Source organism: Paenibacillus sabinae T27, assembly GCF_000612505.1.
GTDB lineage: Bacteria > Bacillota > Bacilli > Paenibacillales > Paenibacillaceae > Paenibacillus_AQ > Paenibacillus_AQ sabinae.
On record NZ_CP004078.1, the window covers coordinates 1,860,125 to 1,874,442 of the forward strand.

Sequence of the window (14,318 nt, forward strand, 5' to 3'; positions counted from 1 at the left end):
TTTGATTTGAGAAGATAATAGGTGATTTACCCAATTAAATTGGACGAAATGACGTAAAATTCTATGTGAAAGCGTTTTTACAAACAAGATACGCTATTGTATGATTGGTTCGAAATGAAGCGCTTCCAAGTTATGGGATTGTCTAATTCGACGAAATAAGATAAGAATTACGGTCCTGTGGCAGCTTTTTTGCAATCGTTTGCGCAAACTGCCGAACTTGATCGCTTCAACTCAAAAATTAAGGGAATTGAACACGAAAGGGGCTAATGAAATTGAAGATGAAAAAGTTTGTCACTCTCGCCGCTGCGTTCACAATGGTTCTCTCCATTACGGCCTGCGGGTCCGGAAATAACGGAGCGAATTCTGCCCAAACGAGTGCACCTACAGAAAGCGCCTCCAATTCTGGAGGTACGAACACGGGATCAGTGTCTTCTCAAATCACTCCTGAAGACGGAGCTGCTTTGACGGTATGGGAGAGTAAAGAAGAAAGGGCGTTCACCGAGCAAATCGCCAAGGAATTTACCCAAAAATATAATGTTCCGGTCAAAATCGAAGAAGTGGCTCCCGCAGATCAAGTGACGAAATTGTCTCAGGACGGTCCTTCGGGATTGGCGGCGGACGTTATCGTTATTCCGCATGACAATCTCGGTAAGGCGGTCGCTGCGAGTCTTGTCCTTCCAAATGATCTGTTTGCCGAGGAAACCAAAAAGAACAACACCGAGGCCGCGATTACCGGAGCCAGCTTTGAGGGCGAACTGTACGGCTACCCGCGTTCCGCCGAGACCTACGCTCTGTATTATAATAAATCGCTGGTGAAGGAAGCGCCGAAGTCTTTTGATGATGTGCTTGCTTTCAGCAAGACGTTCACGGACAAATCGAAGAACAAATACGGGATTATGTGGGAAGTCGGCAACCTGTATTTTAACTATATGTTTATCGCTTCGACAGGCGGTTATGTCTTCGGCGATAGCGGCACTAACAAGGACGATATTGGCCTGAACTCCGATCAAGCCATTGAAGGCTTGAAAGCTTTTGTCAAAATGAAAGAGGCTCTGCCGATCAAGAGCGGGGATATCAACCCGGATATCAAGCGCAGCCTGTTCAATTCCGGAGACGTAGCTATGGATATTAATGGTCCGTGGGAACTGGCCGGCTATAAACAAGCGCTTGGAGACAAGTTGGGTTTGGCGCCGCTGCCGACAGTTGACGGGAAAACGTCGATTTCCTTCTCCGGCATCAAAATCTACGGAGTCAATGCGTATTCGCAGTATCCGAATGCGGCCAAATTGTATGCTGAATTCGCTACCAGCAAAGATGCCCAGCTTCTGCTGAACAAGCTGATTGGTTCCATCCCGACGAACAAGGAAGCATTGGAAGATCCGCAGGTCAAGAATGATCCATATGTGTCGGCCTTTGCCGAACAAGCGAAGAATTCCCAGCCTATGCCGTCCATACCGGAGATGGGCAATGTGTGGAGCCCGGCTAACGCAGCGCTGCCGGAAATTTGGGATAAAAACGCCGATCCGAAGGCGGCAATGGACAAAGCGGTTCAGCAAATCAAGGATTTGAACAATGGAGCCGCAGCTCAATAATGAAACAAATCGCCATCGCCCGCCGCGCCAAGCCTGGCGGGCGATAGCGATTCCCGGGAGAGGAGAGCGGAGAAGGAATGCGAATACAACGCGCAACAGCCACGATACTGTCGACGATTTTTATGGGACTCGGACAAATATACAACCGCCAATTCGTAAAAGGCATTATTTTTTTCTTGATCGAATCAGCGTGTGTCTATTATTTTATCGGAAATTTGGGAAGGGCCTTGTGGGGGATTGCCACTTTGGGAGATACGCCCAACCATTTGGCTAAAGTGAACGGGATCACGAAAATGGTGCCCGGAGACCATTCCATTTATATTTTGATTCAGAGCTTGATTACCTTGTTTGTGCTGATTTTGTTTCTGATCGCCTGGGTTATGAACATCAGGGATGCGTTCCAAACCGCCAGGAAACGGGAAGCCGGAATTCCGGTTAACAACTTTAAACAATCACTCCGCTATGTACGGGATTATAAATTTGCGGAAACCTTCCTGATTCTTCCTGCCGTCGGCATTTTGTTCTTCACCATCATGCCGATTATCTTTATGATCCTGATTGCCTTTACGAACTATTCCGCCCCCTCGCACGTTCCTCCGGCGAAGCTTGTGGATTGGGTCGGCTTCGAAACCTTCCGCAATTTGCTTGCACTGAAGACATGGAGCCATACTTTTTACGGGGTTCTGACCTGGACAATTATTTGGGCGATCTTATCGACGGTTACCACTTATTTCGGAGGTCTGCTGGTAGCGCTGCTGATTAGCCAGCAGGGTATAAGATTTAAAGGTTTCTGGAGAGCGATTCTGATTATTCCGTATGCTGTTCCGCAGCTGATCTCTCTGCTGCTCATGCGCAACCTGTTCAATGGGCAATTCGGCCCGATCAATCAATATCTGAGATATTTTGGACTCGGCGGACTGCCGTGGCTAACCGATCCATTCTGGGCGAAGGTGACCGTTATTATTGTAAATATGTGGGTCGGCATACCGGTATCCATGCTGCTAATTATGGGTGTGCTGACGACAATTCCGCGGGATATGTACGAAGCGGCAGAGGTTGACGGAGCTTCCAACTTTCAAAAATTTCGCATTGTCACTTTACCCATGGTTCTGTTCACCACAGCCCCTACGCTCATAACGCAGTTTGCGGGCAACATTAACAACTTTAACGCGATTTTTCTGCTTACGGGCGGGAATCCGGTGAATGGGAACTATCAATACGCAGGTTCAACGGATTTGCTCGTAACATGGTTGTATAAATTGACGCTTGACCAGAACAAAAACAACATGGCCGCCGCAGTAGGGATCATTATCTTTATCATCATCGCTTCCTTTTCGATATACAACTACCGCCGGACCAATTCTTTCAAACAGGAGGACATGATCCAATGATCGGACGTAAATTCGCCAATATCAGTCGTCTGGCTGTGAGTTATATCATCCTGATTGTCCTGGCGATATCGGCCTTGTATCCGGCGATATGGATTGTTCTCGGATCGCTTCGGCCCGGAAAGTCGCTGTACAGCAAGCATTTTATTCCGGATCAGCTGACGCTTGTCCATTATAAAGAGCTCTTTACCTCACAGGTCTATTTGTTCGGCACTTGGTACATGAATACGTTGAAGATCGCTCTCTGCTCTATGCTGATCGGCGTATTATTGACTCTGCTGACAAGCTATGCGGTATCAAGATTTCGTTTTAAGGGACGTCAGACGGCGTTGTCCACACTGCTGATTCTCGGCATGTTCCCGGGCTTTATGAGTATGATCGCCATTTATTTGCTGCTGAAGGAGTTTCATCTTCTGGATACTCATCTGGCGTTAATTATCGTCTACGCGGCCGGCGCTCCTCTCAGCGGAACATTCATCGCCAAAGGCTTTCTCGATACGATTCCCCGTTCCCTTGACGAGGCCGCGCGGATTGACGGGGCAAGCAACTTCGGCATTTTCTCAAGAATTATTCTGCCATTATCACGACCGATGATTACTTATATGGCGCTGACCCAGTTTGTCGGACCATGGGTTGACTTCATTTTCGCACGGCTGATTCTGCGGACAAAAGAGAACTGGACCGTCGCAGTAGGGATGTGGGACATGGTCAACACCATTCAGAACTCCAACTTCACCCTGTTCTCGGCCGGAGCCGTACTGATTGCTGTGCCGATTATGATCTTGTTCGCCTTCCTCCAGCGCTTGCTGGTAGACGGATTGACAGCGGGAGCCAGCAAAGGGTAAGAGCGTAAAGGGAAATAGCTGCTTAACCCATTTAAAATATTTAAAAGCTTCCCGTTCTTACAACAGGGAAGCTTTTTTAGGTAATAAACGGCCGTTTTTCGTTTTTATATGCTGCTGAAGGTTGTAAGGAGTGAAGTCAAAGAACCGGCTTGTTCCCGTGGCGTCCGGGATTAACGGATTACCGCCCTGCGGGCTCTTTTTTGGCGAAAAAGGTCTTGAGCGCCTGATACACTTCCTTCTTGTCCTTGATGACATAGTACATGAACTGCGGCTGCTTGATATGCTTGTATGCCGACATCAGCGTGCTGCTCCGGTTATACTGGTTGACCTCGCCGTAGCCGAAGATGTTGCTGCGCTTCAGCAGCTCCCCGATCAGCTTGACGCAGCGCTCGTTGTCGGAGCTTAAATTGTCGCCGTCCGAGAAATGGAAAGGATAGATGTTGTACTTGGAAGGCGGATAGCGTTTGTCGATAATATCCAGCGCTTTTTGATAGGCCGACGAACAGATCGTGCCGCCGCTCTCGCCCCGGGTGAAGAAGTCATGCTCGGTGACCTCTTTGGCTTCCGTATGATGGGCCAGAAAGACAATCTCGACCTTCTCGTACTGGCGGCGCAGGAAGCGGGTCATCCAGAAGAAGAAGCTGCGGGCGCAGTATTTTTCAAAGGTTCCCATACTTCCTGAAGTATCCATCATGGCGATGATAACCGCATTGGAATGCGGGATGGTCGTTTCGTCCCATGTTTTGTAGCGCAGATCGTCGGGACTGATGCGGTGAATTTTCGGAATACCGGCTCTGGCGTTGCGGCGCAGGTTCTCAAGCAGGGTGCGCTTTTTGTCGATATTGGACATCATACCTTTTTTGCGGATATCGTTGAAGACGATGGACTGGACCTCAACTTCTTCCTTGTCCTTGGGCTTTAGATGAGGCAGCTCAAATTCCTGAAACAGAATGTCCTCCAGATCCTCCAGATCGACCTCCGCCTCCACCAGGTCCTGACCCGGCTGATCGCCGGCTTTATCTCCCTTGCCCGGACCCGCTTGGGCCGGTTCCCGTCCCAGAACATCTCCAATTTGACTGTCTCCGTCGCCTTGCCCGACATGCTTCTGCTTGCGGTAATTATAAATAATCCGGTACTCATCCAGACTGCGGATCGGCACTTTTACAATTTGCTTGCCATCGGACATGATAATGTTCTCTTCCGTAACGAGATCGGGCAGATTGCTCTTGATGGCTTCCTTGACCTTCTGCTGGTGACGTTCCTGATCCTGATGGCCTTTGCGGTGCAGGGACCAGTCTTCCTTTGAGACGACGAATGAAAAAGGCTGTGACGATTGCGGCAAAGAGGATCACCTCCCATGGAATATAAGAAACGAAAGAATTCGCGGCTTGCGGCGCGGACCGGCATAAGGGGAACAGATCCGGCAAAGCGCCGGGGCGGAGAAGCCGGTAGTTGTAACTAAAGTATATTCACGGGGCTTGGGGATATGTGCGCTGAAAGCGGCGGAGAAGTTAAAGGCCGGTTTCCGGAAAAATTCATTTGCAACCTTAGCACGGGATGGGACGTTAAAAGGGTAAGTGCGCACCGCACGAGAACCTTAAGGAGGCAAAACTGCATGAAACCACAACGTTCCATATCGGCCGCGGCCGCTCTTGCCGTATTCTTGCTCGCTCTGACGGCTTGCACGGGAGATAAGCCTGCCGCAGGCCCATCGGATGCGCCCGTCACGGCCTCGCCGACCATTGCGCCCACGGCCGTTCCCGAACCGAGCACGGCGCCCGAACCATCCGCTTCACCGAGCCAACCGGCAGTCGGGGAGACTCAGGTTATAAAAGGGACCGGGGTCTACAACGGTCAAATCGATAATCATTCCATAGAAATCCAGACGGAGGAAGGTCCGATTGCCTTTGAACTCGGAGCCGGATTGGAGAATGTGCCGGAAACGCTGAATGAAGAGGACAAGATCTCCTTTGAATACGTGGAAAAAGAGGTAGAGGGCGACCCTTCGGTCAAGCAGCGTGTGCTTACCAAGCTGAGCGCTTCGGAAGGGAGCGCGGATAATTCGTCCGAATTGCCGCCAACGAAGCAGCTGGAGCTTACGTTGGAAGGAAGCCGGGAAGTGAAGACGGCGACGCTCGCTCAGGGCAACGGTTATGCGCTGTATGTGTTTGATATTCTCAGCTTCGACCAGGCGAAGGGCCGGCTTTATCTGAAGGTTAATCCCGACTATTACGCCGACATCGAGAAGCTTCCTTCAGACTTTAATCTGGATATTCTGCGGCTTGAAGGCAGCAAGGAGCTGTCCAAAATTGGGGAAGTCAAGGAGCTTAAAGAGGGCGAGAGAGCTCAGGCAATGCCGGACGCCCGGCTGTTCCTGACCGCAACCGGCAAGGACGGGGCGAAAAAATATATCGTCAAGGAGTCGGACGGGCAGGGTTTTATCATTACCATGAATATCCCTTTCGGTGAGGCCACGGAAGGATTTCCACCGCATGCCTTTGCTTCGTTGAATACGCTTGTGAACCGTTAAACGCAGCATAAAAGGCTTCACTGGCTGAGAGACAAAACGGCCCCTCGGGTCTTGTCTTCGGGTAATTACCCGGACAACCCGAGGGGCCGGTTCTGTATTCGAAGCCGCCATTTTGTAAGGGGGCAGCGTCCGTCCCGACTTTACGACAGGGCGCCCACGTCCGCCAGAACCACCACAATGAGCAGCACGAACATCAGCAATATAAGTCCGTTGATGATCGTCCCGATGATTCCGAATACTTTGCGCCTACCGCGCAGGGCAAGGCCGATGATTCCAACCACCAGGCCGATCAAATTAAGCGCCGCAAGCGCAAGCACCGACAAGCCGAGAAACAGAAAACCTTCGCCTCCCCGGTCAGCCAGCGTGATCGTTACATGAACTTCCTGCCCGATTAAGACTGCAGCGACTATGAAGGAGACGATGTATCCCACAATTGTCACCATAGCGATAACAAAGGAGGCGATGCCTGGGCCAGAATGCTTGAGCTTTCGCGGTTCCTCCGGGTAGGGAGAGAAGCCGGGGGCACCGGTATAGGGGTTGTTTTGCTGTGGGTCTTGCTTCGGAAAATCCTGTTCATCCATAGACTGGGTATGCTCCTTTGCCGATTATTTACTATGTATATGCTATAACTATTGTTCACAGGCTAAGCTCCAAATGCAAGGCCCCTGGCAAAAAAGGTGAACACTGGATATGTCTGCTGTGCATCCGTTATGATAGAAGGGATCGAAAAAGCATGCCGTATGTAGCGTATTCTCGGCATAGGATAAGGAGTTGTCAGTCTTTGCAGCGGACATTTATCACTTGGGGAGCGCTGTTCGCCATGCTTGCCGTAGCCGTCGGCGCTTTCGGCGCCCATATCCTTAAAGCCTCGCTCAATGAATCGGCGATGGCGGTCTATGAAACGGGCGTCCATTATCACATGATGCATGCGCTGGGTCTGCTGATCGTCGGCCTTGCCGCCGGACAATGGGGTGAGAGCGGCCGGCTCCGCTGGTCCGGCTGGCTGCTTATTGCCGGCATCATCCTGTTCTCGGGGAGCCTTTATGCGCTGAGCATTTCGGGAATCAAGGTGCTGGGAGCAATTACTCCGTTAGGCGGAGTATGCTTCATTGCCGGCTGGCTGCTGCTTGCTTTGGAGGGCTGGTCCCGGAAAAAAGCCCGCTAGTTCCAAAAGGCGCTCCGCTGGCAGAAGCGCATTGAATCTCGCGGAGCGATCTTATGGCTTTACGCAAGCGAGGGTGCTCTTAGACCGTCTTATGGTCTAAAGGCACCCTCGTTTGCTTTTTACAAAAATTCGTCGATTTCATTTAGCCTGAACGTATATACCTGCTTCTCGTCTACATGATAGACGTTTATGGTGCCTGTCTCTTCGTCAAAATTCAGAATACGGCACGGAAGTGACAACTGCTTGCCCTGGCGGTTGGCCCTTAACCGGACCAGTCGGTTATCCCGGATAAACGTGCGAATCTGTTCGAAGGCGTCTGCGGGACTTTCCGCGGGTGCCTTCGGAGGAGATGCCGCTGCAGAAGGTGAAGCGTGCACGGAAGACTTATAACCCGAGAGCTTCTTAAGCAGAGCGCTTTCCTGCTTGGACAACGTTTTGGGCGGATTCAGCAGGCTGTCGATTTTTTTTCCCAGGGGGAGTTCCGAATTGATTTTAAAATCTCCTACGACCTGGCTGCCGTTCATCAGTTCCAGCAAATATTGCAGAGCAAGCGGATGGGTACGGGCATTAATCAAGATGTCGACGTTAAACAAATAATGATCGTCTTCGCTTAGTGTTTTTTTGTCCATAATGCCCCCAGCTTATCCTTAGAAATGGTTCTATGTAAACAAACTATATCATTAAACGCGAAATAATAATATAGAAGAATTTCGGGGAGATTGGGCCTTTTGTCACCTGGTTCTTCCGTAAAAATCGGGACCATCGTCCACACGTCTGCAACAAGGCAGGCATACACATAGAGCGGGGAAACGATAAGGGAGGTGGCTGTTAATGGTGACTTTGGAGCCTGTAGCGGTCGGCAATCATATTATGCTTGGCGTGGAAGTGAAACTGCCCAAAACGACGCTGCTGACGATCAGCACCGATAAAGGTTATATTATGTGCGGAGCGCTTGATGTCGGACTGCTGAACGAACGTCTTGCAGACCGGGGCATCATTGCCGGAAGGGCTGTGGGGGTACGGACATTGGAACAGCTGCTTGCCGCTCCGCTGGAATCCGTGACATTCGAGGCGGAGAAGCTTGGAATCGTTCCGGGCATGATCGGGTCCGAAGCTTTGCTCAGGATGCTGTAGAGAAATGCGCAGGTGAGATGGGGCCAATCGGCCCCTTTTTTAATGCTAGGCTTTTAACCAAATTGATGTCCATAAATAGAGGTTACGCGTTTGTGTAAAAAACCGGAAGCGGATGGGCAAGCATAAGCGGGAATCCCTTTGAGCATCCTACGGAAGTCGATCCATCCGGTATTTTGACAAAATTATGGAGATTGGGTCATATTGTTTCGCCCGGGTGGACATAGGGGTAAATGGTCAGTAGACAACGGCAGGGCCGGACCATCTTGAGATGCCGGCTACATTTTTGGACAAGGAAGGGATTTAAAATGGCTAAAGCAACAAACAAAGTTGAATCTACCTCAGTCGAGCAAGTATTGAACCGTCAGGTTGCCAATCTGAATGTGCTGTATGTCAAAATACACAATTACCATTGGTATGTAAAAGGCGAGCAGTTCTTCTCGCTTCATGTCAAATTCGAAGAATTATATGATGAGGTTACGGAGAAAATGGACGAGGTGGCAGAGCGTCTCTTGAGCATCAAAGGGCAACCGGCTGCAACCTTGAAGGAGTATCTGGAAATTGCGACCATTCAGGAAGCAACCGGCAAGGAGGATACGCGCGCGATGGTGCAAACACTGATCGAGGATTTCACCACCGTGGCTGAAGAAGTGACGGAAGGCATCGAACTGGCGGAGGAAGGTACGGACCACCCTACGGCCGACTTGTTCATCAAAATCCGCACCGACTTTGAAAAGCATGCCTGGATGCTGCGTTCTTTCCTCGGTTGAGGACCGGACCGTACGTTTGACAGGCAGTGAGGATCTATGAATTAGCGGACAAGCCTCCCCAGGAGGCTTTTTTGCGTTATTCGACAAATTCGTAATGCCTTTTGAAAAAAACTGCTTTGGAAAATATTTCGGGATGATACCGCGGCTGAGGAAGGAAATCTATACACGGCGCGTTTTTTTACGCCATACGGATTCCGGAATACGAGCTTGAATGGTCTTCTTGCGGAAGCTTTTTTAACATCAGCCTGTCGGAATGGAACGAATGCCGTTATAATAGATTCATGAGCAGCTGAAAAATTGGGATTGGAAGGAGGGATAAGCGATGAAACTCAACCCCGTCGCTCTGAAAGAATGGGCTTCGGTCATTGATGTTCTGCTGGAAGGTGATCAGATCCTGCTTATGCGAAAAGGCGGCATCGAGGAGGAAACGAGGCGGTTTGAGCTGAAGAGCCGTTCCTTTTATCTGTTCCCGACCTATGAACACCAGCGGGCCCACCTGATCAAGGACCCCTATCAATCCTTCGTGGAGCGTTCACTTTCGGAATTTGATGCGGGAGCCGCCCATGTGAAGCTTACCGCATATGCCGAGGCAACCGATGATCTTGAAGTGCGTGATTTCGCGCAGCTTGAGCTGCTTTATCCTTATCATATGTGGACGGGAAATTTGGCCGAGGAGCGGCTCAAATGGAAGGCGAAGCAGCCGCTTCATATATTACTGCTCCGGGTATACAAGCTGGAGGAGCCGGTTCTGATCGAGGCGCTTCCGGAATATGGGGGCTGCCGTTCCTGGATTGAGCTTCCGGCGGTGAAGGACGACATCCGGTTAAACCCGGTTTTGAGCGAAGAGTCGTTTGAAGAAAAGCGTGTGAGAATTAAGTCCATATTAGGGCAATAATATGACAATAATGGTGAAACTTCGTTGAAAGATTTTGAAAAAATGAAAATTCGGTTTGTAATGACAGGTTCATTATAATAAAATGAGTGAAAATCATTGATAATCAGTGAGAATCAAATTATAATGATTATAATTTGATAAGCACTCTAAAGCATAATGCTGGGATCAGGGCTAACCTGTTTTAATATAATTCTGATTTCGCAAATCGATCAATGGAGGGAATGAACGTTATGGCAGCAGAATTTGTCATTGAGGGTTTGAAAGCGACAGTTGAGGGGAAAGAGATTCTAAAGGGGTTTAACCTTCAAATGAAGGGCGGCGAGGTTCATGCCATCATGGGGCCGAACGGCACCGGCAAGAGTACACTTGCTTCTTCGCTGATGGGCCATCCGAAATACGAAGTAACGGAAGGAACCGTAACCCTTGAGGGCGAAGACTTGCTGGAAATGGGCGTTGACGAGCGCGCCCGCGCCGGATTGTTCCTTGCAATGCAGTATCCGAGTGAAATCGCCGGCGTAACGAACTCCGACTTTCTCCGCAGCGCGATTAACGCCCGCCGCGAAGAAGGCAGCGAAATTTCGCTGATCAAGTTTATCCGCCAGATGGAAGGCAAAATGAAGGAATTGGAAATGAACCCTGAGTTCATGCACCGCTATTTGAACGAAGGCTTCTCCGGCGGCGAGAAGAAACGCAACGAAATCCTGCAAATGATGTTGCTGGAACCGAAAATCGTCATTCTTGACGAAATTGACTCCGGTCTGGATATCGACGCATTGAGAGTTGTAGCCCAAGGGGTAAACGCTATGCGCAGCGAAGACCGCGGATTCCTGGTTATCACCCACTACCAACGTTTGCTCAACTATATCAAGCCTGACTTTGTTCATATAATGATGCAAGGCAGAATCGTCAAATCCGGCGGTCCGGAGCTGGCGGAACGTCTTGAAGCCGAAGGCTACGAATGGGTGAAGGAAGAACTCGGAATCGAAGATGAAACCGTAGGACAGGAAGCTTAAGAACACCTGGAAGGAGGAGACCATTATGATGACGCAAACCATTCTTCCGGTGGACGCCGGCCGGCTGAGCGAACTGTCGCTGCGAAGCGGAGAGCCGGAATGGCTGAAGGAAAGCCGCCTGAAGGCACTGGAGCTTGCAGCGAAGCTGGAGCTTCCAAAACTGGAGAAGACACGGATTGAGCGCTGGAATATACACGGGTACGGGAGTTATAAAGAAAGCGCGGCGATTGCCGCATTGAACGAAGCCCCCTCCTCCATTGCTGCACTTGCTGGCAGCGCAGGGGAAGGCAGCCTGATCATTCAACGGAATTCGGGAGTAGTCTACACCCGCCTTGCCCCGGAGCTTGCGGAGAAGGGAGTCATCTTCTCCGATCTGCAGACTGCGGCTAAGGAACACAGCGAGCTTGTGCAGCGTTATCTGCACACTGCGGTCAAACCGGAGGAGCATTCGATCGCTGCGCTGCACGCGGCGCTGTGGAACGGAGGCGTGTTCCTGTACATTCCGAAGAATGTCGTAGTCGATACGCCGGTACAGGCCGTATTCCTGACGGACGACGCGGAGGCTGCATTCGCGCCTCACGTCCTGATCGTGGCCGACAGCAACAGCTCGGTGACCTATGTCGACAACTACGTGTCGGGCAAGGAAGAAGCTGGACTTCATAACGGCGCCGTGGAAGTGTTCGTCGGAGCCGGAGCGAAAGTCCGCTACGCTACAGTTCATCAATTCGGAACGGATACAACCGATGTGACTTACCGCCGCGCCATTGTTGAAAATGACGGAGCGGTCGAGTGGATCGTCGGCGAAATGAATGGCGGCGATACGGCCAGCGACACGAAGTCGGTGCTTAAGGGCAACGGGGCAAGCTCCGACGCGAAAGTCATTGCGGTTGGCTCGGGCGCTCAAAAGCTGAACTACACGACGCAGGCTCAGCATTTTGGCAAAAACACGCCAAGCAATATGATTACCCGCGCGGTAATGCGGGAAAGCGCAACGTCGATTATCAACGGGATTACCAAAATCGAGAAAGGCGCTACGCGCGCAGACGGCCAGCAGACGGAAAAAGTGCTTATGCTGAGCCCGAAGGCACGCGGGGACGCCAATCCGATCCTGCTTATTGACGAAGATGACGTGACCGCAGGACACGCAGCTTCCGTCGGTCAGGTCAATCCAGAGCAAATCTACTATCTGATGTCGCGCGGCATTTCGCGCGCCGAAGCAGAGAGACTGGTTATATACGGCTTCCTTGCGCCCGTTGTGTCGCAAATTCCACTAGAGGGACTGCGCGAACAGCTGAAGTCTCTTGTGGAAAGGAAGTTGGGACAATGAACAAGGCCATCCGGGAGCAATTCCCCATCCTGAACCAGAACGTCAACGGTCATCCGCTCGTGTACCTGGACAGCGCTGCTACTTCACAGAAGCCTCGGCAGGTAATTGAAGCAATCAAGGCTTATTATGAACATGATAATTCCAACGTTCACCGCGGCGTCCATACGCTGGGCAGCCGCGCTACCGATGCCTATGAGGGTGCCAGAGAGAAGGTCGCCAAATTTATTAACGCCCGCAGCACCAAGGAAATCGTGTTTACCCGCGGTACGACGACGGCGCTGAATTTGGTTGCTTCCTCCTACGGTCCTTCAGCCGTTGGTGAAGGCGATGAGATCGTAATAACGCTGATGGAGCACCACAGCAACCTGATTCCGTGGCAGCAGCTTGCCAAGAAGACGGGAGCGACGCTGAAGTTCATTCCGCTGCAGAAAGACGGAACCATTCTGCTGGAAGACGCCGAGAAGACGATTACGGACAGAACGAAGATCGTATCCGTAGCCTACGTCTCCAACGTAATGGGCGTTACAAGCCCGGTGAAGGAGCTGGCGGCCATTGCCCACCGGCATGGCGCGGTTATGGTGGTTGACGGCGCGCAGAGCACGCCGCATATGAAGGTCGACGTCCAGGATCTGGACTGTGACTTCTATGCGTTGTCCGGCCACAAGATGTGCGCGCCTACCGGCATCGGCGCCCTTTACGGCAAGAGAGCGCTGCTTGAAGCCATGGAGCCGGTGGAATTCGGCGGGGAAATGATTGATGACGTTGGTCTTTACGAGTCGACCTGGAAGGAGCTACCGTGGAAGTTCGAGGGCGGAACGCCGATCATTGCGGGCGCTGTCGGCCTCGGAGCCGCGATCGATTTTCTTCAGGAGGTCGGTCTCGATGAGATTCACCGGCATGAGATCAAGCTCGCAGCCTATGCCGAGGAGCGGCTTTCCGAAATCGATGGCATCACCATCTACGGACCGCGCAACCGGCAAGTGGGCGTCGTGACCTTTAATCTGGGGGATGTTCACCCGCATGACGTAGCAACTGTGCTCGATGCGGAGGGAATTGCGGTTCGGGCGGGCCATCACTGCTGCCAGCCGCTTATGCGCTGGCTGGAAGCTAGTTCAACGGCACGGGCCAGCTTATATTTATACAACAACGAAGAAGATATCGACCGGCTGGCTTCGGCATTAATCCGTACAAAGGAGTATTTCGCCGATGCAATTGGATGATTTGTACAGACGTGTAATCATGGATCATTATAAGAATCCCCGGAACCGCGGCTTATTTGAAGATGACGCCATGAAGGTGGAGTTGAACAATCCTACCTGCGGAGACCGTATTACACTGCAGCTGAAGGTTGAGGACGGGATCGTTAAAGAGGCTCGGTATGTCGGTGAGGGCTGCTCAATCAGCATGTCCTCCGCCTCGATGATGACCGAAGTCGTTAAAGGTAAAACCGTGGAACAGGCGCTGGACTTGGCCAGCCGCTTCTCCGCACTGATGCAAGGCGAGGACGTGACGTTCGGCGATTATGAAGATATCGAAGCCCTTTCCGGCGTGAACAAATTCCCGGCGCGCATCAAATGCGCGACACTGGCCTGGAATGCGCTGCGCAAAGGCATCGATGAGGAAGAGCGACACCACTAAATGAAATGAAGGAGGCATACCCCC

General features: G+C 51.3%; 15 protein-coding genes. 12 read left to right on the forward strand and 3 right to left on the reverse strand.

The genetic code is table 11. The features are described 5' to 3' along the window. Positions 1-272 precede the first annotated feature (272 nt). From PSAB_RS08445 to PSAB_RS08455, 3 genes are all read left to right on the forward strand, one after another. Positions 273-1,592 (forward strand): sugar ABC transporter substrate-binding protein, encoded by a 1,320-nt coding sequence (locus PSAB_RS08445; protein WP_025334139.1) that lies wholly within the window; start codon positions 273-275, stop codon positions 1,590-1,592. Between the two features lie 77 nt (positions 1,593-1,669). Further along, complete coding sequence (locus PSAB_RS08450) at positions 1,670-2,983, forward strand: carbohydrate ABC transporter permease (protein WP_025334140.1); 1,314 nt, start codon at positions 1,670-1,672, stop codon at positions 2,981-2,983. Continuing rightward, positions 2,980-3,825, forward strand: coding sequence for a sugar ABC transporter permease (locus tag PSAB_RS08455; protein ID WP_144240495.1), 846 nt, complete (start codon positions 2,980-2,982; stop codon positions 3,823-3,825). Before PSAB_RS08450 ends, PSAB_RS08455 begins: the two co-directional genes overlap by 4 nt. Positions 3,826-4,003: 178 nt before the next feature. Here the strand turns inward: PSAB_RS08455 and yhbH are convergent, their stop codons facing one another. Beyond that, positions 4,004-5,167: a sporulation protein YhbH gene (gene yhbH / locus PSAB_RS08460; protein WP_025334142.1), complete on the reverse strand. Its 1,164-nt coding sequence runs from the start codon at positions 5,165-5,167 to the stop codon at positions 4,004-4,006. A gap of 273 nt (positions 5,168-5,440) precedes the next feature. Between yhbH and PSAB_RS08465 the strand changes: the two genes are divergently transcribed. Beyond that, on the forward strand, positions 5,441-6,355 hold the full coding sequence (locus PSAB_RS08465) for a hypothetical protein (protein ID WP_025334143.1): 915 nt from the start codon (positions 5,441-5,443) through the stop codon (positions 6,353-6,355). Positions 6,356-6,495: 140 nt separating this feature from the next. On the opposite strand, the gene PSAB_RS08470 is transcribed toward PSAB_RS08465, so the two are convergent. Continuing rightward, complete coding sequence (locus tag PSAB_RS08470) at positions 6,496-6,936, reverse strand: DUF7544 domain-containing protein (protein WP_025334144.1); 441 nt, start codon at positions 6,934-6,936, stop codon at positions 6,496-6,498. Positions 6,937-7,136: 200 nt separating this feature from the next. On the opposite strand from PSAB_RS08470, the gene PSAB_RS08475 reads away from it, so the two are divergent. Then, positions 7,137-7,520: a DUF423 domain-containing protein gene (locus PSAB_RS08475; RefSeq protein ID WP_025334145.1), complete on the forward strand. Its 384-nt coding sequence runs from the start codon at positions 7,137-7,139 to the stop codon at positions 7,518-7,520. A gap of 119 nt (positions 7,521-7,639) precedes the next feature. Here PSAB_RS08475 and PSAB_RS08480 read toward each other — a convergent pair whose 3' ends face one another. Next, entirely contained in the window at positions 7,640-8,149 is a 510-nt protein-coding gene (locus PSAB_RS08480) for a hypothetical protein (RefSeq protein WP_025334146.1), read from the reverse strand. A gap of 202 nt (positions 8,150-8,351) precedes the next feature. On the opposite strand from PSAB_RS08480, the gene PSAB_RS08485 reads away from it, so the two are divergent. The 7 genes from PSAB_RS08485 (at position 8,352) to sufU (ending at position 14,294) form a co-directional block, all read left to right on the forward strand. Next, complete coding sequence (locus PSAB_RS08485) at positions 8,352-8,654, forward strand: YunC family protein (RefSeq protein ID WP_025334147.1); 303 nt, start codon at positions 8,352-8,354, stop codon at positions 8,652-8,654. A 305-nt stretch (positions 8,655-8,959) separates the two neighbouring features. Next, the gene (locus PSAB_RS08490; protein ID WP_025334148.1) at positions 8,960-9,421 is read left to right on the forward strand and encodes a Dps family protein; all 462 of its coding nucleotides are present in this window, start codon (positions 8,960-8,962) and stop codon (positions 9,419-9,421) included. Positions 9,422-9,743: 322 nt separating this feature from the next. Next, positions 9,744-10,316, forward strand: coding sequence for a DUF1802 family protein (locus tag PSAB_RS08495; protein ID WP_025334149.1), 573 nt, complete (start codon positions 9,744-9,746; stop codon positions 10,314-10,316). Positions 10,317-10,546: 230 nt separating this feature from the next. Next, entirely contained in the window at positions 10,547-11,329 is a 783-nt protein-coding gene (sufC, locus tag PSAB_RS08500) for a Fe-S cluster assembly ATPase SufC (RefSeq protein WP_025334150.1), read from the forward strand. Between the two features lie 25 nt (positions 11,330-11,354). Continuing rightward, positions 11,355-12,656 (forward strand): Fe-S cluster assembly protein SufD, encoded by a 1,302-nt coding sequence (gene sufD / locus PSAB_RS08505; protein WP_025334151.1) that lies wholly within the window; start codon positions 11,355-11,357, stop codon positions 12,654-12,656. Further along, entirely contained in the window at positions 12,653-13,876 is a 1,224-nt protein-coding gene (locus PSAB_RS08510; RefSeq protein WP_025334152.1) for a cysteine desulfurase, read from the forward strand. The genes sufD and PSAB_RS08510 overlap by 4 nt, the downstream gene beginning before the upstream one ends. After that, on the forward strand, positions 13,863-14,294 hold the full coding sequence (sufU, locus tag PSAB_RS08515; protein ID WP_025334153.1) for a Fe-S cluster assembly sulfur transfer protein SufU: 432 nt from the start codon (positions 13,863-13,865) through the stop codon (positions 14,292-14,294). Before PSAB_RS08510 ends, sufU begins: the two co-directional genes overlap by 14 nt. The last annotated feature ends 24 nt before the right edge of the window (positions 14,295-14,318 follow it).